The sequence below is a fragment of the Variovorax paradoxus EPS genome, assembly GCF_000184745.1.
Taxonomy (GTDB): domain Bacteria; phylum Pseudomonadota; class Gammaproteobacteria; order Burkholderiales; family Burkholderiaceae_C; genus Variovorax; species Variovorax paradoxus_C.
The window spans coordinates 172381-198628 of the sequence record NC_014931.1 but is presented as its reverse complement, the minus strand read 5'-3'; the positions used below and the strand labels follow the sequence as shown (position 1 = coordinate 198628).

16 protein-coding genes, 2 tRNA genes and 3 rRNA genes are annotated in these 26248 nt (G+C 62.6%); 4 read left to right on the top strand and 17 right to left on the bottom strand.

Features of this window, described 5'->3' with window-relative positions; all coding sequences use genetic code 11:
- Positions 1-14: 14 nt before the first annotated feature.
- The 9 genes from VARPA_RS00935 to VARPA_RS00895 all read right to left on the bottom strand — a co-directional run bounded on the left by VARPA_RS00935 (position 15) and on the right by VARPA_RS00895 (position 9014).
- A complete protein-coding gene (locus VARPA_RS00935) occupies positions 15-683 on the bottom strand; it encodes an amino acid ABC transporter permease (RefSeq protein ID WP_013538656.1) in 669 nt (222 codons plus the stop codon).
- A 7-nt stretch (positions 684-690) separates the two neighbouring features.
- A complete protein-coding gene (locus VARPA_RS00930; RefSeq protein ID WP_013538655.1) occupies positions 691-1437 on the bottom strand; it encodes a transporter substrate-binding domain-containing protein in 747 nt (248 codons plus the stop codon).
- A gap of 43 nt (positions 1438-1480) precedes the next feature.
- Complete coding sequence (locus VARPA_RS00925; protein ID WP_041942727.1) at positions 1481-2215, bottom strand: IclR family transcriptional regulator; 735 nt, start codon at positions 2213-2215, stop codon at positions 1481-1483.
- Between the two features lie 119 nt (positions 2216-2334).
- On the bottom strand, positions 2335-4062 hold the full coding sequence (hutU, locus tag VARPA_RS00920) for a urocanate hydratase (RefSeq protein ID WP_013538653.1): 1728 nt from the start codon (positions 4060-4062) through the stop codon (positions 2335-2337).
- A gap of 26 nt (positions 4063-4088) precedes the next feature.
- The gene (gene hutH / locus VARPA_RS00915) at positions 4089-5657 is read right to left on the bottom strand and encodes a histidine ammonia-lyase (RefSeq protein WP_013538652.1); all 1569 of its coding nucleotides are present in this window, start codon (positions 5655-5657) and stop codon (positions 4089-4091) included.
- Between the two features lie 62 nt (positions 5658-5719).
- Positions 5720-6457 carry a histidine utilization repressor gene (hutC, locus tag VARPA_RS00910; RefSeq protein ID WP_013538651.1) on the bottom strand — a complete coding sequence of 246 codons (738 nt, stop codon included), beginning with the start codon at positions 6455-6457 and terminating at the stop codon, positions 5720-5722.
- A gap of 10 nt (positions 6458-6467) precedes the next feature.
- Complete coding sequence (locus VARPA_RS00905; RefSeq protein ID WP_013538650.1) at positions 6468-7262, bottom strand: ABC transporter ATP-binding protein; 795 nt, start codon at positions 7260-7262, stop codon at positions 6468-6470.
- A complete protein-coding gene (locus tag VARPA_RS00900; protein WP_013538649.1) occupies positions 7247-8128 on the bottom strand; it encodes an ABC transporter permease in 882 nt (293 codons plus the stop codon). Before VARPA_RS00900 ends, VARPA_RS00905 begins: the two co-directional genes overlap by 16 nt.
- Positions 8109-9014 (bottom strand): ABC transporter substrate-binding protein, encoded by a 906-nt coding sequence (locus tag VARPA_RS00895; RefSeq protein WP_144299070.1) that lies wholly within the window; start codon positions 9012-9014, stop codon positions 8109-8111. The genes VARPA_RS00900 and VARPA_RS00895 overlap by 20 nt, the downstream gene beginning before the upstream one ends.
- A gap of 444 nt (positions 9015-9458) precedes the next feature.
- Here VARPA_RS00895 and recQ point away from each other — a divergent pair, with 444 nt between their 5' ends.
- Positions 9459-11354: a DNA helicase RecQ gene (gene recQ, locus VARPA_RS00890; protein ID WP_013538647.1), complete on the top strand. Its 1896-nt coding sequence runs from the start codon at positions 9459-9461 to the stop codon at positions 11352-11354.
- An 18-nt stretch (positions 11355-11372) separates the two neighbouring features.
- On the opposite strand, the gene VARPA_RS00885 is transcribed toward recQ, so the two are convergent.
- From VARPA_RS00885 to VARPA_RS00875, 3 genes are all read right to left on the bottom strand, one after another.
- Entirely contained in the window at positions 11373-12563 is a 1191-nt protein-coding gene (locus VARPA_RS00885; protein ID WP_013538646.1) for a nucleoside hydrolase, read from the bottom strand.
- Positions 12564-12729: 166 nt separating this feature from the next.
- Positions 12730-14355 carry a S41 family peptidase gene (locus tag VARPA_RS00880; protein ID WP_013538645.1) on the bottom strand — a complete coding sequence of 542 codons (1626 nt, stop codon included), beginning with the start codon at positions 14353-14355 and terminating at the stop codon, positions 12730-12732.
- 51 nt (positions 14356-14406) lie between these two features.
- Positions 14407-16731, bottom strand: a complete 2325-nt coding sequence (locus VARPA_RS00875; protein ID WP_013538644.1) for an ATP-binding protein — start codon at positions 16729-16731, stop codon at positions 14407-14409.
- Between the two features lie 116 nt (positions 16732-16847).
- Between VARPA_RS00875 and VARPA_RS00870 the strand changes: the two genes are divergently transcribed.
- The 3 genes from VARPA_RS00870 to VARPA_RS00865 all read left to right on the top strand — a co-directional run bounded on the left by VARPA_RS00870 (position 16848) and on the right by VARPA_RS00865 (position 20310).
- The gene (locus tag VARPA_RS00870) at positions 16848-18047 is read left to right on the top strand and encodes a threonine ammonia-lyase (protein ID WP_200861447.1); all 1200 of its coding nucleotides are present in this window, start codon (positions 16848-16850) and stop codon (positions 18045-18047) included.
- 98 nt (positions 18048-18145) lie between these two features.
- A complete protein-coding gene (locus VARPA_RS31290; protein ID WP_013538642.1) occupies positions 18146-18298 on the top strand; it encodes a hypothetical protein in 153 nt (50 codons plus the stop codon).
- 146 nt (positions 18299-18444) lie between these two features.
- On the top strand, positions 18445-20310 hold the full coding sequence (locus VARPA_RS00865) for a phosphoenolpyruvate carboxykinase (GTP) (RefSeq protein WP_013538641.1): 1866 nt from the start codon (positions 18445-18447) through the stop codon (positions 20308-20310).
- 173 nt (positions 20311-20483) lie between these two features.
- On the opposite strand, the gene rrf is transcribed toward VARPA_RS00865, so the two are convergent.
- The 5 genes from rrf to VARPA_RS00840 form a co-directional block, all read right to left on the bottom strand.
- Positions 20484-20596 (bottom strand): 5S ribosomal RNA (gene rrf / locus VARPA_RS00860).
- Between the two features lie 144 nt (positions 20597-20740).
- Positions 20741-23614 (bottom strand): 23S ribosomal RNA (locus tag VARPA_RS00855).
- Positions 23615-23939: 325 nt separating this feature from the next.
- Positions 23940-24015: transfer RNA gene (locus VARPA_RS00850), tRNA-Ala, on the bottom strand.
- 29 nt (positions 24016-24044) lie between these two features.
- Positions 24045-24121, bottom strand: a tRNA-Ile gene (locus tag VARPA_RS00845).
- 79 nt (positions 24122-24200) lie between these two features.
- Positions 24201-25735, bottom strand: a 16S ribosomal RNA gene (locus tag VARPA_RS00840).
- Together the 16S, 23S and 5S rRNA genes with 2 tRNA genes alongside form the textbook arrangement of a ribosomal RNA operon.
- Between the last annotated feature and the right edge of the window lie 513 nt (positions 25736-26248).

Genomic DNA, 26248 nt, shown 5'->3' with positions numbered 1-26248 from the left:
GACAAGATGCACGCTCATCGCATCAACCCGCCTTGCCGCAGCTTCTGCTCGAAGTGCCGCAGCACCAGCGTCATCGTGCCGGTCAACACGAAGTACACGAGCGCAATCGCCAGGTACACCTCCAGCGAGCGGTACGACACGCTGATGATCTTCTGCCCCTCGTGCATCACGTCATGAATCGTCAACAGCGATACCAGCGCCGAATTCTTGATCAACGCGATGAACTCGTTGCCCAGCGGCGGAATCATCCGCACCACCGCCTGCGGGAGCACGATCTCGCGCATTGCGACGCCGGGCGTCATGCCCAGCGACTGCGCGGCCATCGTCTGGCCCTTGTCGATCGACTGGATCGCGCCGCGCACGATCTCCGACACATACGCGCCCGAGTACACGCCGAGCCCCAGCACGCCGCAGAGGAATGCGGGCAGCAGGATGCCGAAGTGCGGCAAGCCGAAGAACAGGATGAACAGTTGCACCAGCAGCGGCGTGCCGCGAATCACCGCCACGTAAGCAGTGCACACGCTGTAGATCCACCGTCGCTTCGGGTTCAGCCGGCCGATGCCGACGATGAGGCCGAGCACGCAGCCCAGCGCGAGCGCGCAGGCGGTGATCTCCACCGTGACGAGCGCACCGCGCAAGAGGTCGGGCCAGCCCTGCCAGACCGGCGAGAAATCGAGATCCATCGCGCGCTTACTTGGCGCTGGCGCTGAACCACTTCTTTTCGATCTGCGCGTAGGTGCCGTCGGCCTTGAGTTTTTCGATGGCGCCGTTCACCGCCTTGGTCAATTCAGGCGTGTCCTTGCGGATCGCCATGCCGTATTCCTCGGTGGTGATCTGCTCGGGCAGGACTTTCAGGCCCGGCCGCGTGCGCACGTACTGATAAGCGGCGGGCTTGCCGGTGACGGCGGCGTCGGCACGGCCGATGTCCACGAGATTGAACATTTCCTGGTTCTTCTCGACTTCCATCAGCTGCACCTGCGGGTACTTCTCCTTCGTGAAGGCGACCGACTTGGTGCCCACCTGCACGCTGACCTTCTTGCCGTTGATGTCGGCCGGCGCCTTGATCGCCGTATTGCCGTCCTTCACCATCACGACGAGCCCGCCCGCGTAGTACGGCACGGTGAAGTCGACGACCTTCTTGCGCTCGTCGGTGATGTAGATGGCCGAGACGGCCATGTCGAAGCGCTTGGAAATCAGGCCCGGCACGAGGCCCTTGAAGTCGATGTCGATCCATTCGATCTTGCGGCCCAGCGTCTTGCCGACGGCCTCGACCAGTTCCACGTCGAAGCCGGTGCGCTTGCCGTTCTCCACGAACTCCATCGGCGGGAAGGTGGCATCGGTGGCCACGCGCAGCGGCTCGCCTTGCGCATGTGCGGCGCCGGCGAAACCGAAGAGAGCGGCGGCGGCAACGGTGAAAAGAGTGCGACGGGTGTTCATGAGGTGAGGCTTTCGTGGGTTTGAAAAAGGCAGGAGCGATTGGCTACTGAAGCGCGCGAGATATACGGGCCGCCGTGACGACGGTCATGTGGAGCAATGCAGCTTCCATGCCCTGGACGCGCGTGATCGGCGCCATGAGCGTGATCGCACCGCGAAGGCGCCGGCCCGAGGCCAGCACCGGTGCGCTTGCGCCCCAGACACCGGCGTCGACCTCGCCCTCTGTCACGGCATGGCCGGCTTCGCGGATCGCATCGAGTTCGGCGGCGCGTTCGGCGCGGCGCTGTGCGCTTTCGCCGAGGCCGTCGAGCAGGGCATCGCGCTGGTCGAGCGGCATGTGCGCGAGCAGGCACTTGGCGCTCGCGCCATCGCTGGCCGGAACGCTGCGGCCCCGGTCGAACGAGCAGCGCAGCGAATGTTCGCTGTCGATCATCTCCAGGCACACCACGCGGTCGTTCACCGCGGTGACCAGCGCCACGCTCTCGTGGCTCTGCTGCACCAGCGCGCGCATATCGGCACGCGCAGCCATGACGAGGTCGGAGTTGTCGTCGAAGCCGCTCGCGAGTTGCACGCTCACCGGGCCTGGCGAATAGCGCCCATCGGACTCCATCACGAAGCCCCAGCGGCGCAGCGTGGCGATCTGGCGGTACAGCGTGCTCTTGACGAGGCCGGTGGCCTGCACCAGCTCGGCCGCCGTCATCGCGACCTTGCTCTGCGCCAGCACCGACAGCACGAACAGCGCGCGGTCGTTGTGGGCGGGAGCATCGGTCGGGGGCGTCATCGCAGGCAGTATCTTGCTGGCCGTTCTCACTTCCAAGCCCTGATTCCCACCGGGTGGGAATGGGCTGGATTTTTACTTCTACCTTTGTCTTACCGACCTGTGCGCGTCCAGGGGGCCGCTCAGCGCACCATCGGCAGCTTCAGGCCCTGCTTCTTCGCGGTGGCGATGGCGATGTCGTAGCCCGCATCGGCGTGGCGCATGACGCCGGTGGCCGGGTCGTTGAAGAGCACGCGCTCGATGCGCTTGGCCGCGGCATCGGTGCCGTCGCACACGATCACCACGCCCGAGTGCTGCGAGTAGCCCATGCCGACGCCGCCGCCGTGGTGCAGGCTGACCCAGGTGGCGCCGCCCGCGGTGTTGAGCAGCGCGTTGAGCAGCGGCCAGTCGCTCACCGCATCGGTGCCGTCCTTCATGGCTTCGGTCTCACGGTTCGGGCTCGCGACCGAGCCGGTATCCAGGTGGTCGCGGCCGATGACGATGGGCGCCTTCAGTTCGCCGTTCTTCACCATCTCGTTGAAGGCCAGGCCCGCGATGTGGCGCTCGCCCAGGCCCAGCCAGCAGATGCGCGCGGGCAGGCCCTGGAAGGCGATGCGCTCGCGCGCCATGTCGAGCCAGCGGTGCGTGTGCGTGTTCTCGGGGAACAGCTCCTTGATCTTGGCGTCGGTCTTGTAGATGTCTTCCGGATCGCCCGAGAGCGCGACCCAGCGGAACGGCCCCTTGCCCTCGCAGAAGAGCGGGCGGATGTAGGCGGGCACGAAGCCGGGGAAGTCGAAGGCGTTCTTCACGCCCTCGTCGAAGGCGACCTGGCGGATGTTGTTGCCGTAGTCGACGGTCGGGATGCCCATGGACTGGAAGTCGAGCATGGCCTGCACGTGAACGGCGCACGACTTGGCCGCGGCCTTCTTGAGCGCGTCGTGCTGCGAGACATCCTTCATCGCGGCCTGCCATTGCTGCACGGTCCAGCCCGAAGGCAAGTAGCCGTTGATGAGGTCATGCGCGGAGGTCTGGTCGGTCACGAGGTCGGGCTTGTGGGCACCGGCCTTTGCGCGCTTCACGAGTTCGGGAAGGATGTCGGCCGCGTTGCCGAGCAGCGCGATCGACACGGCTTCCTTCGCGTCGCAGTGCTGCTTGATGAGTTCGAACGCGTGGTCGATGTCGCGCGCCTGCTTGTCGACATAGCGCGTGCGCAGGCGAAAGTCGATGCTCGACTGCTGGCACTCGATGTTGAGCGACACCGCGCCCGCGAGCGTGGCCGCGAGCGGCTGCGCGCCGCCCATGCCGCCGAGGCCGGCCGTGAGGATCCACTTGCCCGCGAGGCTGTTGTTGTAGTGCTGGCGGCCGGCTTCGACGAAGGTCTCGAAGGTGCCCTGCACGATGCCCTGGCTGCCGATGTAGATCCAGCTGCCAGCGGTCATTTGGCCGTACATGAAGAGGCCCTTGCGGTCGAGCTCGTTGAAGTGCTCCCAGGTGCCCCACTTGGGCACGAGGTTCGAATTGGCGAGCAGCACGCGCGGTGCGTTCTCGTGCGTCTTGAACACGCCCACGGGCTTGCCCGACTGGATGAGCAGCGTCTCGTCGTCGTTCAGCTCTTTCAGTGACGCGAGGATCTGGTCGTAGCACTCCCAGTTGCGCGCGGCGCGGCCGATGCCGCCGTAGACCACGAGGTCTTGCGGACGCTCGGCCACCTCGGCGTCAAGGTTGTTCTGCAGCATGCGGAACGGCGCTTCGGTGAGCCAGCTCTTGCAATTGAGTTCGCTGCCGCGCGGGGCGCGGATCACGCGCGTCGGGTCATGGCGCGGGTCGGCGGCATCGGGATTGTTCAAGGCGAATTTTTCGGGAGCGTTCATGGCGTGGTTCTCCTATCGGGCGATGTTTACGAGTGACTGGGCAGGATGTTCAGCAGCGCGGCCGGCAACTCGGCCTTCAACGCCCACAGGCGCATGGCTTCGATGTCGGGAGCGAGGTAGCGGTCGCGTTCGAGGAAAGCGACGTTCTGGCGGATGCGGGCGAATTCCGCTTCGACCAGCGGCGAGCTCTTGAGCTTGCGCTTGAGCTCGATGCCTTGCGCGGCGGCCATCGCTTCGATGCCGACCACCACCGCGGTGTTGTTGACCATGTCGCCCAGGCGCCGCGCGGCGAAGGTGGCCATCGAGACGTGGTCTTCCTGGTTGGCCGACGTGGGCAGGCTGTCGACGCTCGCGGGATGCGCGAGCGACTTGTTCTCCGATGCGAGTGCGGCGGCGGTGACCTGCGCAATCATGAAGCCGGAGTTCAGGCCGCCATCGCGCACGAGGAACGGCGGCAGGCCCGAGAGGCCGGTGTCGAGCAGCAGCGCAATACGGCGCTCGGCAATCGCGCCGACTTCGCTCACGGCCAGCGCAATGATGTCGGCCGCGAAGGCGACCGGCTCGGCGTGAAAATTGCCACCCGAGATCACTTCGCCGGTGTCGCAGAACACGAGCGGGTTGTCCGATGCGGCATTGGCTTCGATGACCAGCACGCGCGATGCGTGGGCCAAGTTGTCGAGGCAGGCGCCCATCACCTGGGGGATGCAGCGCACCGAGTACGGGTCCTGCACGCGGCCGCAATCGGCGTGCGACGGGACGATTTCGCTGCCTTCGAGCAGCGTGCGCACGGCGCCGGCGACTGCCATCTGGCCGGGCTGGCCGCGTGCGGCGTGGATGCGCGCATCGAAGGGCTTGATCGAACCCTGGATCGCTTCGAGCGACAGCGCGCCCGACATCAGCGCCGAGGCGAATACGTCTTCCGCGCCGAAGAGGCCGGCGAGCGCCAGCGCCGTCGACACTTGCGTGCCGTTGAGCAGTGCGAGGCCTTCCTTCGGCCCGAGCACGAAGGGCTCGAGGCCGATGCTGCGCATCGCTTCGGCACCGCTGACCTTCTTGCCGTCGGCCAGCGTCGCCTCGCCTTCACCGATCAGCACGCAGGCCATGTGCGCGAGCGGCGCGAGGTCGCCCGATGCGCCGACCGAGCCCTTGCACGGAATGCTCGGCGTGACGCCCGCGTTGAACAGCGCCAGCAGCGCATCGACCAGCGCGGGCCGCACGCCCGAGTGCCCGCGCGCCAGGCTCACCGCCTTGGTTGCCAAGATCATCCGCACCACAGGCGCGGCCAGCGGCTCGCCCGTGCCCACGCTGTGCGAGAGCACCAGGTTGCGCTGCAGCTCGGCCAGATGGTCGTTGCCGATGCGCGTGCTCGCGAGCTTGCCGAAGCCAGTGTTGATGCCGTAGACCACCTGGTCGTTCTCGACGATGTGGCGCACCGCCGCCTCGGCCTTCTGCATGCCGTCGAGCACAGACGGATCGAGCGCGAGCCGGACGCCGCCGGCCTGGATGCGTCGCAGCATCGCAAGGTCGACCTTGCCGGGCGTGAGGGTCAGGGTGGCATCGATGGCATCAGTTGGAGCGGTGTTGTTGCTTGGCATGTGAACCTGTCTATACAAGTGGTTGCGAGAGATAACGATCGGTCGGTGCGACAAGAAAAAAACTAACCGAAGCTTGGGTTGCCGTCAGCTCGGAAGCGGCTGCCCAGGCTGTAGCGCGATGCCGGATGCAGGCAGCGCACCCAGGTCACGGGCGTGTTGCGCGTCCAGGTGCGGCGCGTGAGCAGGAGGCAGGGGTCGGTCACGTCCATCGCGAGCCGCTCGGCCTGTTCGGCGTTGGGCAGCACGGCATCGACGACGTGTTCGATCTGGTCGAAAGGCACGTTGCGCACCAGGTACTCGCTGGGCGGCATCGCGCTGAAGTCCTGCTCGAGGTAATCGGGCACGACCTGCGGGTTGACGTAGCGCTCTTCCAGTTGCACCGGCGTGTCGTTCTCCAGGTGCAGGCAGGCGCTGTGGAACACCGAGTCGCCCGCGCGCAGGTCGAGCCATGCGGCCACGTCGGGCGAGGCGGCGATGCGCTCGACCGCGAGCATCTCGCAGCGGTAGTCGTGGCCGCGCTGGCGGATTTCGCTCGCGATGTTGGCGATCTGCAGCAGCGTCGATTGCGGCTTGTTCTCGGCCACGAAGCTGCCGACGCCGGCCACGCGCACGATGCGCCCCTGCTCCACCAGTTCGCGCAGCGCGCGGTTCACCGTCATGCGCGCCATGCCGAACTGCGCGACCAGCTCGTGCTCCGACGGCAGGCGGTGGCCGGGCGGCCAGGTGCCATCCTGGATCTTGCGGGAGATGTGATCCTTGACTTGCGCGTAGAGCGCGAGGGTCGGCAGGTCGCGTTTCATCGTGGGTTGTTCAATGCTCTGCAGCGGCCATCGACTCGGCGCGGATCTCTTCGGTCAGGCGCGCCTTGATGTCCATGAACTCGGGCGAGGTCTTGATCGTGTAGCTGCGCGGATGCGGAAAGTCCACCGCGATCTCGGTCTTGATGCGGCCCGGCCGCGCGCTGAACACCGCCACGCGGTTGGCCATGAAGATCGCCTCGTCGATGTCGTGCGTGACGAAGAGCACCGTCTTCTGCGCCGACTCCCAGATGCCCAGCAGCAGTTCCTGCATCAGCACGCGCGTCTGGTTGTCCAGCGCGCCGAAAGGCTCGTCGAGCAGCAGCATCTTGGGGTCGTTGGCGAGCGCGCGTGCAATCGCGGTGCGCTGCTGCATGCCGCCCGAGAGTTGCTTCGGAAAGTGGTGTTCGAAACCGCGCAGGCCCACCTTGGCGATGAAGAACTCGCTGCGCTCCTTCTGGTCGGCCTCGCTCATGCCGCGCTCGCGCAGGCCGAAGCGGATGTTCTGCGCCACGGTGAGCCACGGAAAGAGCGTGTAGCTCTGGAACACCACGCCGCGGTCGGCGCCCGGGCCTTCGATGCGCTCGCCGTCGAGCAGCACCTGGCCGGTGGTCGGGAAATCGAGCCCCGCCACGATGCGCAGCAGCGTCGACTTGCCGCAGCCCGAGGGGCCGAGGATGGTGACGAAGTCGTTCTCCTTCACCTCGAAGTCGATGGGCAGGAGCGCCTGCGTGCTCTGGCCCTTGGTGCCGGTGAAGACGCGCGAGACGCCCTGGATGGAGAGCTGATTCTTCACAGTGCGGCCCATGCGAAAAGGCGGCGGTTGAGCGCCTTGAAAGCGAAATCGGACAGAAGGCCGATGACGCCGATCACGATGATCCCGAAGATGATCTGCCCGGTGTTCAGGAGCGCCTGGCTGTCGGTGATCATGTGGCCGATGCCCGAGGACGAGCCGATCAGCTCCGCGACGATCACGTAGGTCCACGCCCAGCCGAGCACGAGGCGCAGCGTTTCGGCGATGCCCGGCGCGGCGCCCGGAATGAGCACCCGCGCGACGATGCCGCGGCTGTTGGCGCCCAACGTGTAGGCGGCCTCGACGAGATCGCGCCGCGCGCCGCCCACGGTGACGGCCACCATCAGCACGATCTGGAAGAACGAGCCGATGAAGATCACCAGCAGCTTCTGCATCTCGCCCAGGCCTGCCCACAAGATGAGCAGCGGAATGAAGGCCGAGGCCGGCAGGTAGCGGCAGAACGACACGAAGGGCTCGAAGAAGGCCTCGACCGTCTTCCAGGTGCCCATCGCGATGCCCAGCGGCACCGCGAACACCGCCGCCAACAGGAAGCCGCCGAACACGCGCCACACGGTCATGCCGATGTCGCCGATGAAGCCGTACTCGGTGAAGAGCAGCCAGCCTTCCTTGACCATGGTCGGCGGGCTCGCGAGGAAGGTCGGCGACACGAAGCCGCCGAGCGTGGCGAGCGACCACACGAGCACGAACACGACGAAGAAGCCGAGCCCCAGCAGCACCCGCGCACGGGCGCCGATGGGTTCGAGCGGCGCGAACGCGCGGCGGCGCACGGGAGGCACGACGGGCTGGGAGGACGCGGCGCCCGCCGATGCCGCGCGAGGCGGCACCTGCTGCGGCAGCGCCTTACTTGACGTAGCTTGCATCGAAGGTGACTGCGTAGTCTTCAGGGGCCTTGCGGATCACGCCGGCTTCCAGAAGGATCGCCGCGGCTTCCTTCATGAAGGTGGTGAGTTCGCCCGCGAAGAACTTCTGGTTGGCCGCCTTGTCCTGCCAGCGCAGGTACGCCGACGACTTGGCGAACTGCTCGCCGCTCTGCTTGACGGCCGAGCCCATGAGCTCGTTCGACTTGGCTGGGTCGGCCTTGATCATGTCCAGCGCGTCGAAGTACGACTTGGTGAGCGCGGCCGCGGCCTTGGGGTTGGCCTTGAGCCAGGTCGGCGCGCAGCCGACGGTGTCCATCACCATCGGGTAGTCGAGCGTCGTCGCGAGGATCTTGCCGGCGGCCGGGTTGGCGCGCACGGTCGAGAGGTAGGGCTCGTAGGTCATGGCGGCGTCGTTCTGGCCGGCCACGAAGGCTTGCGCGGCGGGCTGGGGCTCGAGCGAGACGACCTTCACGTCCTTCAGGCTCATGCCGTTCTTGCTGAGCATCCAGGCCAGGCCGAAATACGGCGCAGTGCCGGGGGCGCTCACGCCGATGGACTTGCCCTTGAGGTCGGCGAAGGTCTTCACGTCGTTGCGCACCGCGATGCCGTCGGCGCCGTAGGACTTGTCCATCTGGAAGATCTGCACGATCGGCACGCCGTTGGCGTTCCAGGCGACGTGCGTTTCCACGGTGGTGGCGGCGCACTGGATGGCGCCGGAGGCCAGCGCCAGGTGGCGGTCCTTCTGCGGAATCATCTTCAGTTCGACGTCCAGCCCGTTCTTCTTGAAGATGCCGGCCTTGTCGGCCAGCGAGAGCGGCGCGAAGCCGGTCCAGCCGGACATGCCGAGTGCAATCTTGGTGTCCTGGGCGGCGGCCGTTCCGGCCATGCCCGCTGCACATGCACCTGCTGCCAGCAGCGAAGCGACTTTCAAGAAAACGCCGGGCCGCCCCAAGTTTTCTTGTCCCCCTCGGGGGGCCTGACGCGCAGCGGCAGGTTCGGGGGCGCTGATATTTACCGTCTTGACCATGGGTACTCCTGGTTCTGTTTCTTGAGAGATGGCTCGGCGATGCGCCCCGGTGACCGGGCTGCGCGCGCCTCGCATTGTTGCCAAGCGCCCCAACTTGTATATACAGGATAACCCGGGAGGACCGTTTCGGTGCATTTCGCAAGGAAGATGCACCAGATTGCTGTCTAGACAAATAGGGCGGCGGGACGGGAGCAACCATTGCAAAGCTCGTGCCACAGTCATAACTGGGTGGCTGGGGGACAATCGACCGCCCTCCCCCCGCCCGTTCCTCTTTCATCTCTCCCGAAGTCCGCCTCGCAGCCCGTGTCCTCCCTCGCACCCCACCCCCTCGACGCCCCCGGCAGCAGCACCTCGCCGGCCGAAATCCTCCACGAAGTCTTCGGCTATTCGCAATTCCGCGGGGCCCAGCAGGACATCGTCGATCACGTGGTGGGCGGCGGCGACGCACTGGTGCTGATGCCTACCGGCGGCGGCAAGTCGCTCTGCTACCAGATCCCGGCCATTGCCCGGCAGCGCGCGGGGCGCGGCGTCGCGGTGGTGGTGTCGCCGCTGATCGCGCTGATGCACGACCAGGTCGGCGCGTTGCACGAGGCGGGGGTGAACGCGGCGTTCCTCAACTCCACGCTCGACTGGGAGCAGACGCAGGACGTGGAGCGCCGCATGCTGCGCGGCGAGATCACGCTGCTTTATGCGGCGCCCGAGCGCGTCAACACGCCGCGCTTCCTGTCGCAACTCGATTCGCTCAAGGAGCGCGGCAAGCTCTCGCTGTTCGCCATCGACGAGGCGCATTGCGTGAGCCAGTGGGGCCACGACTTCCGCCCCGAATACCGCGCGCTCACCGTGCTGCACGAGCGCTACCCGGGCGTGCCGCGCATCGCACTCACCGCCACGGCCGACGACCTCACGCGCGCCGACATCGTCGAGCGGCTGCAGCTCGAAGAAGCGCGCCAGTTCGTCTCCAGCTTCGACCGGCCGAACATCCGCTACACCATCGTCGAGAAAAAAGACGCGACCACGCAACTGCTGCGCTTCATCGAGCGCGAGCACGAGGGCGATGCGGGCGTGGTCTATTGCCAGTCGCGCAAGCGTGTGGAAGACCTTGCGACCACGCTGCAGGGTGCGGGCATCAATGCGCTGCCGTACCACGCGGGCCTCGACGCCGCGGTGCGCCAGAAGCACCAGGACCGGTTCCTCCGCGAAGAAGGCATCGTGATGGTCGCGACCATCGCCTTCGGCATGGGCATCGACAAGCCCGACGTGCGCTTCGTCGGCCACCTGGACATGCCCAAGAACATCGAGGGCTACTACCAGGAAACCGGCCGCGCCGGCCGCGACGGCGCTCCGGCCGATGCCTGGATGACCTACGGCCTGAACGACGTGGTCAACCAGCGCCGCATGATCGACGAGAGCCCGGCGGGCGAGGAGTTCAAGCAGGTGATGCGCGGCAAGCTCGACGCCCTGCTCTCGCTGGCCGAGGCGAGCGACTGCCGGCGCGTGCGCCTCCTGGGCTATTTCGGCGAGAAGAGCACGCCCTGCGGCAACTGCGACAACTGCCTGAACCCGCCGAACGTGTGGGACGGCACCGATGCCGCGCGCAAGCTGCTGAGCACCATCTACCGGGTGCAGCAGCTGAGCGGCATCAGCTTCGGCGCGGGGCACATCATGGACATCCTGCGCGGCAAGGAGACCGAGAAGGTCAAGCAGTTCGGCCACGAGCGCATCAGCACCTTCGGCCTGGGCGCGGAGTTCAGCGAGGTGCAACTGCGCGGCGTGCTGCGCCAGTTGATCGCCACGGGCGCATTGGCGGTCGATGCGGAAGCCTTCAACACGCTCAAGCTCACCGAGGGATCGCGTGCGGTGCTCAAGGGCGAGGCGAACGTGACGCTGCGCGAATCCATTTCGTCACCGGCGGAGCGCAAGCCCCGCCGCGAGAAGGTCGCCAAGGGCGCGCCGTCGCCGGCGGCCGCCAAGCTGGACGACACCGGCAAGAAGCGCTTCGAGGCGCTCAAGGCCTGGCGCGCCGAGGTGGCCAAGGAGCACAACCTGCCGGCCTATGTGATCTTCCACGACGCCACGCTGGCGTCGATTGCCGAGCGCGCACCCGCAACGCTCGAGGACCTGCAGGGCATCAGCGGCATCGGTACCAAGAAGCTCGAGGCTTATGGGACCGAAGTGCTGCGCGTGTGCTCGGCCTTCTGACCGAGCAGCAACGCTGCTTCAGTTCGCCGGCGGCAGCGTGATCGGCACCGGCCGCGTCAGCAGGTCGACGAAGAGCTCGAAGAAGCGCGTGTTGTCGAAGCGCTGCACCACCGTCATCTTCTGCAGCGTCGGGCCCGCGGGCTGCGAGGCGTAGCCGATGGAGCGGCCGTTGTCCGCGGCGCCCGGCTTGGCGACCACGTCGACATAGCGCTCCACCGTCCTGGTCGCGTAGGTCGGATCGATCAGGTAGGCCAGCGTGAGGGTGTCCCAGATGTTCTGCGTGTAGTCGGGGTTGTTCTCGAAGCCGTTCGTGCCGCTGAAGCCGTAGCCGTTGAGCTTGCGGAACACTTCCGTCACCGCGGTCGGCTTGGCCGGATGGGCGATGCGGTCGTAGATCGGCTTGGTGAGGAACACGGTGTCGGTCACGTCCAGCGGCACCACCACCTGCGGGATCGGCAGGCGCACCACGAACTGCGCGGCATCGGGGTCGAACCACCAGTTGAACTCGGCGGCCTTGGTGGTGTTGCCCGGCACGTCGATCGCGCCGCCCATGTAGACGATCTTCTTGATCAGCGGAATGATGTCGGGGCTCTTCTTCACCGCAAGCGCGATGTTGGTGAGCGGGCCGATGGCCAGGATGGTGATCTCGTTCGGATTGGCCTTGACCGTGTCGATGATGAAGTCGACCGCGCTCTTGCGCTGCACCAGCGTTCGGGTGGCAAAGCCGTCGGGCGAAGGCTTCAGGTCGGCGTCGGTCTTGGGCTCGGGGCCGCTCCAGGCGCCCAGGTAGCCGTCGCCGCCCGCGCCCGCCGCCATTTCGGCCTCGACGTCGGCGAAGGTGTGGTTGAGCGCGTAGTTCTCGCCCACGTACACGCCGATGCGGTCGCCCACGCCGAGCCGCTCGACCGACATCAGCGCATCGGCCACGCCTTGCTTGAGCCACTGGTTGCCCGAGACCACGCTGATGCCCATGACCTGGACCTTGCCCTCGGCCTGCAGCTGCGCGGCCATGACGCCAAGCTGGCCGTCGTCGCTCATGGTGTTGTAGTCGCTGTCGATGATGATCTTCTGCGCAGGCGGCGGCGGACCGCCGAAGCCGGGCGCGAGCCCGAAGCCCCCGTTGCCGTCACCGCCTCCGCCGCAGCCCGCCACCACGGCCGCGGCGACGAGGGCGAAAACGGCCCCGATCCATTTGTGCAACTTGCGCATCTGCTTCTCCTAGGTGTTTGGTTTTCAGTTCGAGAGGGCGCTGAATACAAACGTGCGCAAAGCTTTGCGCAAACGTTTGCCAAACTCTAAATCGCGAAGCACGGGCGTGGCAAGCGCCGTTTAAACCCGGTTTCCGGGAAGCGCTGACTGGCGCCGCAGATGCCTGTCAACCCGCGTTGGGCGGGGGATCGATCAGGCGGTTCTCGCGCAGTGGCGAGCGATTGAGAAGAGCGGGTTGCTCTTCAGATGGTGCGACCTCGGCCTTGTCCAGGCCGATGCCTGGCACGGCCTTGGAAGATGCCACGGGCACCGGACACGCGCCGGAACTGCGCAGCGTGAGCGCCGCGGCCAGCCGCGCCTCGGCGGGATCGCCGAGTTGGTGGCCGAAGTCGTCGGCCACGACGCAATTGGCGTTGGGCGCGAAGCCATCGCCGTAGTCGCCGAAGCCCGCCTGGTTCACGCCCTTGAACTGGATCGCGAAGTAGGTGGTGCCGCAGTTGTCCTTCGGATAGAAGCCGTAGGGCTTGCCGCAGGTGGTGCCGCCCACCAGGTTGACCGTGACGCCGATGCCGCGCAGGCTGTTGATCACCGACTCGCTGGCCGAGCAGGTGTCGGGGCTGGTGAGCACGGTGACGCGCGAAAGGCCGAGCGTGGGCAGCGGCTGGTTGGCGCGGCTGGTGCCGATGAACGGGGTCAGGGCCTGCGCGAACGTGAGGCGGAACGGGTTCTTGTCGTTGAAGGTCAGCAACTCGAAGGTCTTGCCGGCCGTCTGGCTGGGCCCGGCCACCATGTAGGCGAGCCGGCTCGCGATGTTGAGCTGGCCGCCGCCGTTGTAGCGCATGTCGAGCACCAGGTCCTGGATGCCGTCGCCCTTGAGCTTGTTGACTGCCGCGATGAGCTGCGCCTCGGAGGTGGTGATGTGGTCGTTGAACAGCAAATATCCGACGCGACTGCCCGCATCGTCGATGGTCTTGACGTTCTGCACCGGCGTGCGCGTCACCTGGGCGGCCGTGAGGTCGATGGTTCGCGTCGCGCTGCCTTCCTGCAACTTGAAGGTGTGCGTCTCGCCGGCTGCCTGCGGCGAGACGCCGCGGTTGATGACTGCCGTGTTCGTGCCGTTGAGCACATCGACGCCGTCGATCTCGAGAATCCTCGCGCCGCGCGCGATGCCCTGGGCTGCGGCGGGCGAGCTGGAATGCGGCTCGACGAAGGCCACGCGCAGGTCGCGGTTCGGGCGGGAGCCGCGCACGAAAGCGAACTCGATTCCGTAGCTTGGCGAAATGCCGGCATTCGACAGCTGGCGGTATGCCTCGGTGTCGTAGATGTAATGAAAGCGGTCCTTGGCGCGGCCGGAGGCGGTGGTGGCCGTGGTCTTGAGCACGTTGAAGAACGCCACGGGCGTCGCGTAGTCGGCCGCCACCAGCGTGGCCGGCACTTCGTTGTACCAAAGGTAGGTCTCGTCGATCCAGCTGCGCACCCAGCTCTTTTCGTTGTCGACCGTGCCGGCGGTGTCGGGATAGGCGGTGCCGGTTGCGGGGTCGATGCCTCGGCGCGGCGCGGCGCACTGGCCGGCGACTTCCGACGATGGAACAAGGCCACCGCCGCCGCCGTTGGTGGGTGGAGTGCCGCCCGGTGGCGGCGCACCACCGACGATGGGGAAACCGCCGCCCCCACCTCCTCCTCCACCGCCACCTCCGCAACCCGCCAGGAGGCCGGCGATGGCAAGCGCTGCCGCAGCAGCCCATGCGCCGGGACGCGGCAGCCGCCGCAGGTCTGTGGTGCGAGAGCCCATGGAATCCTCCTCGTGCCCGCGTTGACGGAGCACCCTGCCTGTTGATCTTTGCTACTGGACGAAGCCCATGCCGCGCGATTCCCGGACCTCGGGCTTGATGCGGTGCTCGGCCTCGAGCTGGTCGAGAAACTCCGCAGCCGAAAATTCGACCGCGAGGATATCGGTCTGGCGTTTCACCGCCGCGAAATCCCCCGGGCACAGCTGCGCCAGTTGCGCGAGCCGCGTTTTCACTTCGCCGGTCAGGAGCGCCGCATCGCCCGCCAGCGCTTCGGTCACGAACATGCGCTCGCGCTGCGCGGCCGTGAGCGGCTTGAACTTGATCTTGAAGGTGAAGCGCCGCAGGGCCGCCTGGTCGAGCCGGTCCAAGAGGTTGGTGGTGCAGACGAACACGCCGTTGAAGCGCTCCATGCCCTGCAGCATCTCGTTGACTTCGGTGACCTCGTAGGTGCGCTGCGCGCCGCGCCGGTCCTGCAGGAAGGAGTCGGCCTCGTCCAGCAACAGCACGGCTTTTTCGGCCTCGGCTTCCTTGAACATGGCGGCCATGTTCTGCTCGGTCTCGCCGACGTACTTGCTCATGAGGTCGCTGGCCTGCTTGATGATGAGCGGCCGGCCCACGGCCCGCGCGATGTGCTCGGCCAGCGCGGTCTTGCCGGTGCCCGGCGCGCCGTAGAAGCACAGCGTGCCATGGCCGCGCGCCTTGAGCGCCTCGACGATGCGCGGAATCTCGAAGCGGGTCTCGACGTTGAGCATGTCGAGGTCGTAGGTGGTGACGTTTCGGCGCTCGCCGCGACCGGTGTCCAGCGTGCCCAGCGCCAGGTCGGCGTTGCGCAGTTGCCGCTCGATGAGGCCTTCCATCGAGGCGTCGTCGGTCTTCGCAAGCCCGGCGAAGCGCACAGCGGTGCGAATCTGCGCGGGCGTGAGGCCCTTGCGCTCGGCGAGCTTGGCGGTGAACGCCTCGGACACGACCACGCCTTCGAGCGTCTTCTTCACGAGCTGCTCACGCGCGCCGGGCGGCGGCGACTTGAGTTCGAGGTGGTAGGCGAAGCGGCGGCGGAACGCAGGGTCGATCTGCTCGATGCGGTTGGTGACCCACAGCGTCGGCACCGGGTTGGCTTCGAGGATCTGGTTGACCCACGCCTTGCCGCTCACGCTGCCGCTGGTGGACGACGGAATCTGCTCGGCCCGCGCCATGAACTGCGCAGCTTCGGTGCTGATCGGGGGGAACACGTCCTCGACTTCGTCGAACAGCAACGCGGCCTGCGCGCTGCCCTTCAGGAACACCTGGGCGATCTGCAGAGAGCGGTAGCGGTCGCGGCCGCTCAGCGAGTTACCGTCGCGGTCGGCATATTCGACCTCGAAGAGCTCGAGGCCCGCGGCCTGCGCGACCACTTTCGCGAGCTCGGTCTTGCCGGTGCCGGGCGGGCCGTAGAGCAGCACGTTGACGCCGGGCTCCTTGCGCGCAACCGCGGCGCGCAGCAGCGTGACGAGCATCTGCGCGTCTTCCTCGACGAAGGAAAAATCGTGCGGCGTGAGCGCGCTCTTGGCCGACGGCCGCGTGAACACCGCCATCAATTCGTTGTGGTCGCGGTATTCGCGCATCAGCACCGGCGGAAGCTTCTCGCTGACCTTCATCAGATCGGCGAGGTCGGTGATGTTGTGCTCGGAGATCAGGTTCTCGACGAGACCGATGCGCTCGAGCCGCGAGCCCGCGCGCAAGGCCTCGCCCACTTCGCTCGCGTTGACGCCCGCGATGTCGGCGATGGCGGCGTACGCCTCGGGCGCGTTGTTGACCTTGAACTCGACCAGCAGCGAGCGCAGGTCGCGCTGGTAACGCGCGAGCGTGCCGTAGAGCAGCAGCGCGCGCTCGGCCTTGTTGAGTTGCAGCAGGCCCGCGAGCGCATCGATGTTCTTCTCGACCAATGTCGATTGCTTGCGCAGCGCATGCGTGAGCCAGTCGCGCGTGACGGCGAGCACCGAGAGCAGGTCCTTCGGCTGGTCCTTCGCGTATTCGTCGAGATAGAAGAAGAGCGTGCCTTCTTCATACGGGCCGCGCCACACGCCGTGGCGTTCGAGCAGCGTGCGGCCATCGAAATTCTCGACGCCCTTCCACGCTTCGTTGCCCGCACAGCGTCTGCCAAGGAACTCGCGCAATCGCTGCAGCACCGGGGCGGGCCACACGAGGTGACGCCCCGTGAGCGAGAGCAATCCGTTGATATCGCGCCGCACATTGAAGCGCGGCCCCTGCTTGGCTGCGAGCGTGAGCACGAAGTGCGAGCACATGAGCTCGAGCACCGGTGCCTCCTTGAGTCCAGGCGAAGGCAATGCCTGCCCGCGTACCGCAGCAGCCACTACATCGACACCCGCACGCTTGACCATCAGGAAACCTCCAATGAGGAAATTCGTGGAGAGACCATAACGCAGACTTTTGGCTTCGGGAAGACGCCGAAAGGGTAAAAACCCTGATCTGGCGATTCCAGCCCACAATGCGCGCCATGGTCGGAATCGAAGAAATCCGGCGCGCCGCGGTGCGCCTCCAGGGTCAGGTGCTCAATACGCCCTGTGTCGAATCACGCACGCTCTCCGAAATCGTCGGCGCGCAGGTGTTCCTGAAATTCGAGAACCTGCAGTTCACATCCTCCTTCAAGGAGCGGGGTGCCTGCAACAAGCTGGTCGACCTGTCGGAGGCGGGCACGCGCGGCGTGATCGCCATGTCGGCCGGCAACCACGCGCAGGGTGTGGCCTATCACGCGCAGCGGCTGGGCCTTCGGGCGCTGATCGTGATGCCGCGCTTCACGCCCGGCGTGAAGATCGAGCGCACCCGCGGCTTTGGCGCCGAGGTGGTGCTGCACGGCGACACGCTCGATGCGGCGCGCGCGCATGCATTGGAGCTTGCCGAGCGCGAAGGACTGGCCTTCGTGCACCCCTACGACGACGAAGCCATCATCGCCGGCCAGGGCACTGTCGCACTCGAAATGCTCGACGCGGTGCCCGACCTCGACACGCTGGTCGTGGCGGTCGGCGGCGGCGGGCTCATCGCCGGCATGGCGGTCGCGGCACGCGATCGCAAGCCCGGCATCGAGATCGTCGGCGTGCAGACCACGCGCTTCCCGGGCATGGTCAACGCCATCAAGGGCACGCACCACGCGCAGGGCAAGAGCACCATCGCCGAAGGCATCGCGGTGGGTACGCCGGGCGTGCTGACGCAGGAAATCATCGCGAGCAAGGTCGACGACCTGGTGCTGGTGGACGAAGGCGACATCGAGCAGGGCGTGCTGATGCTGCTCGAGATCGAAAAGACCCTGGTCGAAGGTGCGGGTGCTGCGGGCCTTGCGGCGCTGATCCGGCATCCGGAACGCTTCAAGGGCAAGCGCGTCGGGCTGGTGCTCTCGGGCGGAAACATCGATCCGCTGCTGCTTGCGGCCATCATCGAGCGCGGCATGGTCAGGGCCGGGCGGCTGGCGCGGGTGCGTGTGAGTGCGCGCGACGTGCCGGGCTCACTGGCCGAGATCACGGCAACTGTCGCCGAAGCGGGCGCTAACGTCGACGAGGTTCACCATCAGCGCGCCTTCACCATGCTCGCGGCCCAGAACGTGGATATCGAGCTGGTCCTGCAAACCCGCGGAAGGGCGCACCTGGCCAGCGTGTTGACTGCACTGAAAGACGCCGGCTTCGAGGCCGAGGAGCAGCATTGAGATGTCCACAAGGGCTCGCAACCCCCTAGACCGCTCCGCAGGGCCTCGCCGGTAAAATGCCCGCAGTTTTGTCATTTGTGTATTCGAGGTACTTCCCGATGTCCAACCCCACTCCCGTCGAGCCCGGCCACGCCGCCGCCGTCGAAAAAGACGCCGTCGAATCGGTCGTTCACCTGATGCCGATCGTGCTGCCGCTCGCTGGCGGCGTGCTGATGCTTCTGCTGGCATCCATCGCTGTCTACTTGGCCTGACAGCCTCTTGGGCTGTCGTCCGCGGGCGGTGCGGCCCGCGGCAGCGCAATCTCCCTTCGCGAAACGTTTTCTCAAACGGACCTCCGCGCCCATGCAGGCACGGCGTCCCGTTCGGAAAGACGATTTTTCAACTTAGGAGATTTCCGATGAACGCACCCACGATGAAGGGCCTCACCATTCAGGCGCCCTCATACGTCAAGAACGCGAAACTGATTGCCTGGGTGGCCGACATGGCCGCGCTGTGCAAACCCGAGTCCATCTACTGGTGCGACGGCAGCAAGGAGGAGTACGACCGCCTCTGCCAACAACTGGTCGACGCGGGCACCTTCAAGAAGCTCAACCCCGCCAAGCGCCCCAATTCGTTCCTCGCGGTGTCCGACCCGACCGACGTCGCGCGCGTCGAAGACCGCACCTTCATCTGTTCCAACGAAAAAGAGAGCGCCGGCCCCACCAACAACTGGATGGCCCCGGCCGAAATGCGTGCGACGCTGCAGCCGCTTTTCGACGGCTGCATGAAGGGCCGCACGATGTATGTGGTGCCGTTCAGCATGGGCCCGCTGGGTTCGCCGATCGCACACATCGGCATCGAACTCTCCGACTCGCCTTACGTGGCGGTCAACATGCGCATCATGACCCGCATGGGCAAGGCCGTGTACGAGGTGCTCGGCGCCGACGGCGAGTTCGTGCCCTGCGTGCACACCGTGGGTGCGCCGCTCGAAGCTGGGCAAAAGGACGTGTCCTGGCCCTGCAACAAGACCAAGTACATCGTTCACTACCCCGAGACGCGCGAGATCTGGAGCTATGGCTCGGGCTACGGCGGCAATGCGCTGCTGGGCAAGAAGTGCTTCGCGCTGCGCATCGCCTCGAACATGGGCCGCGACGAAGGCTGGCTGGCCGAGCACATGCTGATCCTCGGCGTGACGAACCCCGAGGGCAAGAAGTACCACGTGGCCGCCGCTTTCCCGAGTGCCTGCGGCAAGACGAATTTCTCGATGCTGGTGCCGCCCGCTGGTTTCGAAGGCTGGAAGGTCACGACCATCGGCGACGACATCGCCTGGATCAAACCCGGCAAGGACGGCCGCCTGTACGCGATCAATCCCGAAGCCGGTTATTTCGGCGTGGCGCCCGGCACCAACATGCTGACCAACCCGAACTGCATGGACAGCCTGAACAGCGACGTGATCTTCACGAATGTCGCGCTGACCGACGACGGTGACGTCTGGTGGGAAGGCATGGAGCAGGACACCAAGACGCTGCCCGAGCACCTGACCGACTGGCAGGGCAAGGACTGGACGCCGCAGATCGCCAAGGAAACGGGCGCCAAGGCAGCGCACCCCAACTCGCGCTTCACCGTGGCCGCGACCAACAACCCGGCATTGGATGACGCCTGGGACGATCCGAAGGGTGTGGCGATTGACGCCTTCATCTTCGGCGGCCGCCGCTCGACGACCGTTCCGTTGGTGACCGAAGCCCACAACTGGGTCGAAGGCGTCTACATGGCTGCAACGATGGGCTCTGAAACCACGGCAGCCGCCGGCGGCCAGCAAGGCGTGGTGCGCCGCGACCCGTTCGCGATGCTGCCGTTCGCCGGCTACAACATGGCCGACTACTTCCAGCATTGGCTCAACGTCGGCAAGAAGCTCGAAGCATCGGGCGCGAAGCTGCCGAAGATCTATACGACCAACTGGTTCCGCAAGGGCGCCGACGGCAAGTTCGTCTGGCCTGGTTACGGCGAGAACATGCGCGTGCTGAAGTGGATGATCGATCGCATCGAAGGCAAGAAGACCGAAGGCGTCGAGCACATCACTGGTGTGAGCCCGCGGTATGAAGATCTGAACTGGACGGGGCTGGAATTCAGCGCCGAGCAATTCGCGACTGTGACCAGCATCGACAAGGCAGCCTGGCAAGCGGAACTGAAGCTGCACGCGGAGTTGTTCCAACAACTGTCGCATCACCTGCCAAAGGAATTGCCGGAGACCAAGGCTGCTATTGAGCAGCGCTTGGCTGCCTGATCCTCAGCGGTTCTTAAATAGAAAAAGCCCGGTGGATTGCTCCACCGGGCTTTTTCTTGGCCGCTGGTTTAGCCAACATCAATTACTCACGATTTGGCGTCGGTAATTGAAGTGGTTTTTCCAAATGCAAAAAACCCCAGTCATTGCTGACTGGGGTTTTCTGGGCTGTAAGAGCCTGACGATGACCTACTTTCACACGGGAACCCGCACTATCATCGGCGCTGAGTCGTTTCACTGTCCTGTTCGGGATGGGAAGGAGTGGTACCAACTCGCTATGGTCATCAGGCATAAAGGGTTGCTTACCTGATCACGTGATCAGATAAACGAATTCATAGAGTTTGGAATCAGCACGCAACTGTCTTGCGCTTGCTTGAATGTATTTTGAATGCGTCAACTTGGCATAACACCTTGATCTGATGATCAAAATTATAGGGTCAAGCCGCACGAGCAATTAGTATCAGTTAGCTTAACGCATTACTGCGCTTCCACACCTGACCTATCAACGTCCTGGTCTTGAACGACTCTTTAGGGGGCTCAAGGCCCCGGCAGATCTCATCTTGAAACGAGTTTCCCGCTTAGATGCTTTCAGCGGTTATCTCTTCCACACTTAGCTACTCGGCAATGCCACTGGCGTGACAACCGATACACCAGAGGTGTGTCCACTCCGGTCCTCTCGTACTAGGAGCAGGCTTCCTCAAATCTGCAGCGCCCACGGAAGATAGGGACCAAACTGTCTCACGACGTTTTAAACCCAGCTCACGTACCTCTTTAAATGGCGAACAGCCATACCCTTGGGACCGGCTACAGCCCCAGGATGAGATGAGCCGACATCGAGGTGCCAAACACCGCCGTCGATATGAACTCTTGGGCGGTATCAGCCTGTTATCCCCAGAGTACCTTTTATCCGTTGAGCGATGGCCCTTCCATACAGAACCACCGGATCACTATGTCCTGCTTTCGCATCTGCTCGACTTGTCAGTCTCGCAGTTAAGCACGCTTATGCCATTGCACTATCGTCACGATGTCCGACCGTAACTAGCGTACCTTCGAACTCCTCCGTTACGCTTTGGGAGGAGACCGCCCCAGTCAAACTGCCTACCATGCACTGTCCCCGATCCAGATAATGGACCTAGGTTAGAACCTCAAACACACCAGGGTGGTATTTCAACGTTGGCTCCACAAGATCTAGCGACCCTGCTTCAAAGCCTCCCACCTATCCTACACAGATCTGTTCAAAGTCCAATACAAAGCTACAGTAAAGGTTCATGGGGTCTTTCCGTCTTTCCGCGGGGAGATTGCATCATCACAAACATTTCAACTTCGCTGAGTCTCAGGAGGAGACAGTGTGGCCATCGTTACGCCATTCGTGCAGGTCGGAACTTACCCGACAAGGAATTTCGCTACCTTAGGACCGTTATAGTTACGGCCGCCGTTTACTGGGACTTCAATCAAGAGCTTGCACCCCATCATTTAATCTTCCAGCACCGGGCAGGCGTCACACCCTATACGTCCACTTTCGTGTTTGCAGAGTGCTGTGTTTTTAATAAACAGTCGCAGCCACCGATTTTTTGCAACCCATTCATGCTTCGTTGTTCACTACACACTAATAGGGCACACCTTCTTCCGAAGTTACGGTGTCAATTTGCCGAGTTCCTTCTCCTGAGTTCTCTCAAGCGCCTTAGAATACTCATCTCGCGCACCAGTGTCGGTTTGCGGTACGGTCGTATATAGCTGAAGCTTAGTGGCTTTTCCTGGAACCTCGTTCAGTCACTTCACGGACAAGTCCGCTCGATCGTTGGCCTCGGTATATGTGCACCGGATTTGCCTAATGCACGCCTACATCCAACTAAACCAGAATAATCCAATAACTGGATGACCTATTAAGATCCGTCCCCACATCGCACTATATAACGGTACAGGAATATTGACCTGTTTCCCATCAGCTACGCATCTCTGCCTCGCCTTAGGGGCCGACTCACTCTACGCCGATGAACGTTGCGTAGAAAACCTTGCGCTTACGGCGAGGGGGCTTTTCACCCCCTTTAACGCTACTCATGTCAGCATTCGCACTTCTGATACCTCCAGCACGCTTTACAACGCACCTTCACAGGCTTACAGAACGCTCTCCTACCACTTGCAATAAATTGCAAATCCGCAGCTTCGGTAACTGGCTTAGCCCCGTTACATCTTCCGCGCAGGACGACTCGATCAGTGAGCTATTACGCTTTCTTTAAATGATGGCTGCTTCTAAGCCAACATCCTGACTGTTTTAGCCTTCCCACTTCGTTTCCCACTTAGCCAATTTTAGGGACCTTAGCTGGCGGTCTGGGTTGTTTCCCTCTTGAGTCCGGACGTTAGCACCCGGTGCTCTGTCTCCCAAGCTGTACTCATCGGTATTCGGAGTTTGCCTTGGTTTGGTAAGTCGCCATGACCCCCTAGCCAAAACAGTGCTCTACCCCCGATGGTAATACTTGAGGCACTACCTAAATAGTTTTCGGAGAGAACCAGCTATTTCCAAGTTTGTTTAGCCTTTCACCCCTATCCACAGCTCATCCGCTAGTTTTGCAACACTAGTCGGTTCGGACCTCCAGTACCTGTTACGGCACCTTCATCCTGGCCATGGATAGATCACTTGGTTTCGGGTCTACACCCAGCGACTGATCGCCCTATTCGGACTCGATTTCTCTACGGCTTCCCTATTCGGTTAACCTTGCCACTGAATGTAAGTCGCTGACCCATTATACAAAAGGTACGCAGTCACCCCTTACGAGGCTCCTACTTTTTGTAAGCACGCGGTTTCAGGATCTATTTCACTCCCCTCCCGGGGTTCTTTTCGCCTTTCCCTCACGGTACTAGTTCACTATCGGTCAATGATGAGTATTTAGCCTTGGAGGATGGTCCCCCCATATTCAGACAGGATTTCTCGTGTCCCGCCCTACTTGTCGTTAGCTCAGTACCACACAGGTCATTTCACGTACGGGGCTATCACCCGCTATGGCCAGTCTTTCCAAACTGTTCCGTTATGTCTTGTGCTATCACTAACAGGCTCTTCCGATTTCGCTCGCCACTACTTTCGGAATCTCGGTTGATGTCTTTTCCTCGAGCTACTGAGATGTTTCAGTTCACCCGGTTCGCCTCGCATGACTATGTATTCATCATGCGATACCTTTCGGTGGGTTTCCCCATTCGGAAATCTCCGGATCAAAGCTAATTTGCCAGCTCCCCGAAGCTTATCGCAGGCTATCACGTCCTTCGTCGCCTATCATTGCCAAGGCATCCACCACGTGCTCTTATTCACTTGACCCTATAACTTTGACGTTTCTTGCGAAACTACAAAATCATTTCAAGGAATATGTCAGGTCTCTCACCTGACGCGTTATGCCGTTACATTCAAAATTCGATTTGACTCGAAATTGAAGTTTCTTTTGACGCAATCAAAAATTCTATGTTGCTGATGGCACGGTCTGCACTAAACCTTTACGAATGTGCAGTTTCCATCAGCAACGCTGATTCGACTCTATGAATTTTTAAAGAACAGCCGATTGATCAAGAGATCTCGATCAACAACAAAGAAGCCTCATGCTCACGCACAAAGCCGCTTTGGTGTTGAATTTTAAGTATCGATTTATTGGTGGAGGATGACGGGATCGAACCGACGACCCCCTGCTTGCAAAGCAGGTGCTCTCCCAGCTGAGCTAATCCCCCAAAACTCTCACACGAGAAATCAGAAGATTTGGTGGGTCTAGTTGGGCTCGAACCAACGACCCCCGCCTTATCAAGACGGTGCTCTAACCAGCTGAGCTACAGACCCAATCGAGAATCAATAAAGATTTCGACTTCTTCCAACAACCGATAAGTGTGGGCGTTTAAATTAAATTGCTTGTTTCCAGAAAGGAGGTGATCCAGCCGCACCTTCCGATACGGCTACCTTGTTACGACTTCACCCCAGTCACGAACCCTGCCGTGGTAATCGCCCTCCTTGCGGTTAAGCTAACTACTTCTGGCAGAACCCGCTCCCATGGTGTGACGGGCGGTGTGTACAAGACCCGGGAACGTATTCACCGTGACATTCTGATCCACGATTACTAGCGATTCCGACTTCACGCAGTCGAGTTGCAGACTGCGATCCGGACTACGACTGGTTTTATGGGATTAGCTCCCCCTCGCGGGTTGGCAACCCTTTGTACCAGCCATTGTATGACGTGTGTAGCCCCACCTATAAGGGCCATGAGGACTTGACGTCATCCCCACCTTCCTCCGGTTTGTCACCGGCAGTCTCATTAGAGTGCCCAACTGAATGTAGCAACTAATGACAAGGGTTGCGCTCGTTGCGGGACTTAACCCAACATCTCACGACACGAGCTGACGACAGCCATGCAGCACCTGTGTTACGGTTCTCTTTCGAGCACTAAGCCATCTCTGGCGAATTCCGTACATGTCAAAGGTGGGTAAGGTTTTTCGCGTTGCATCGAATTAAACCACATCATCCACCGCTTGTGCGGGTCCCCGTCAATTCCTTTGAGTTTCAACCTTGCGGCCGTACTCCCCAGGCGGTCAACTTCACGCGTTAGCTTCGTTACTGAGTCAGTGAAGACCCAACAACCAGTTGACATCGTTTAGGGCGTGGACTACCAGGGTATCTAATCCTGTTTGCTCCCCACGCTTTCGTGCATGAGCGTCAGTACAGGTCCAGGGGATTGCCTTCGCCATCGGTGTTCCTCCGCATATCTACGCATTTCACTGCTACACGCGGAATTCCATCCCCCTCTACCGTACTCTAGCTATGCAGTCACAGATGCAGTTCCCAGGTTGAGCCCGGGGATTTCACAACTGTCTTACATAACCGCCTGCGCACGCTTTACGCCCAGTAATTCCGATTAACGCTTGCACCCTACGTATTACCGCGGCTGCTGGCACGTAGTTAGCCGGTGCTTATTCTTACGGTACCGTCATTAGCCCTCTTTATTAGAAAAGGCCGTTTCGTTCCGTACAAAAGCAGTTTACAACCCGAAGGCCTTCATCCTGCACGCGGCATGGCTGGATCAGGCTTTCGCCCATTGTCCAAAATTCCCCACTGCTGCCTCCCGTAGGAGTCTGGGCCGTGTCTCAGTCCCAGTGTGGCTGGTCGTCCTCTCAGACCAGCTACAGATCGAAGGCTTGGTGAGCCTTTACCTCACCAACTACCTAATCTGCCATCGGCCGCTCCATTCGCGCAAGGTCTTGCGATCCCCTGCTTTCATCCGTAGATCGTATGCGGTATTAGCACAGCTTTCGCTGCGTTATCCCCCACGATTGGGCACGTTCCGATGTATTACTCACCCGTTCGCCACTCGCCGCCAGGATTGCTCCCGCGCTGCCGTTCGACTTGCATGTGTAAGGCATGCCGCCAGCGTTCAATCTGAGCCAGGATCAAACTCTATAGTTCGATCTTGATTTTTGCGCCTGACCTCGCGGTCAAGCAAAACTCATAAAAAAAGAATTAAAGTGAACTTCACTTCTATCTCATGAGCGTTTTTAAGTCTTGCGACTTGTTCCGAAGAACTTACGCAATTACCTTCAAACGCCCACGCTTATCGGCTGTAAATTTTTAACGATCACCGAAGCAACTCATCGTTTACTTCGTCTTGCTTTGCTGCGATCAGCGAAGCCTTGTAGTCTATCACGGTTTTTACAGAACCGTCAAACTTTTTTCGCTTTCAACATCTTCTTATTTGCACCCCGCAACCTTCGCTGCGAGACGCTGAAGCTGTTTCAGCGGAGCCTTCGATTATGCACTGTTTTTTGCAATCCAGTCAACTTCGAAGAATCTTTTTCTCAGCCAACCCTCAGCAACCACCCCTTCCAGGGCAACCACCGAACAACACATCAATGCGTTGTCAGCCGAGCCCACGAGTATACATCGCTTTTTCAGCTTGGCGCCACTCCGGAGATGTTTTGT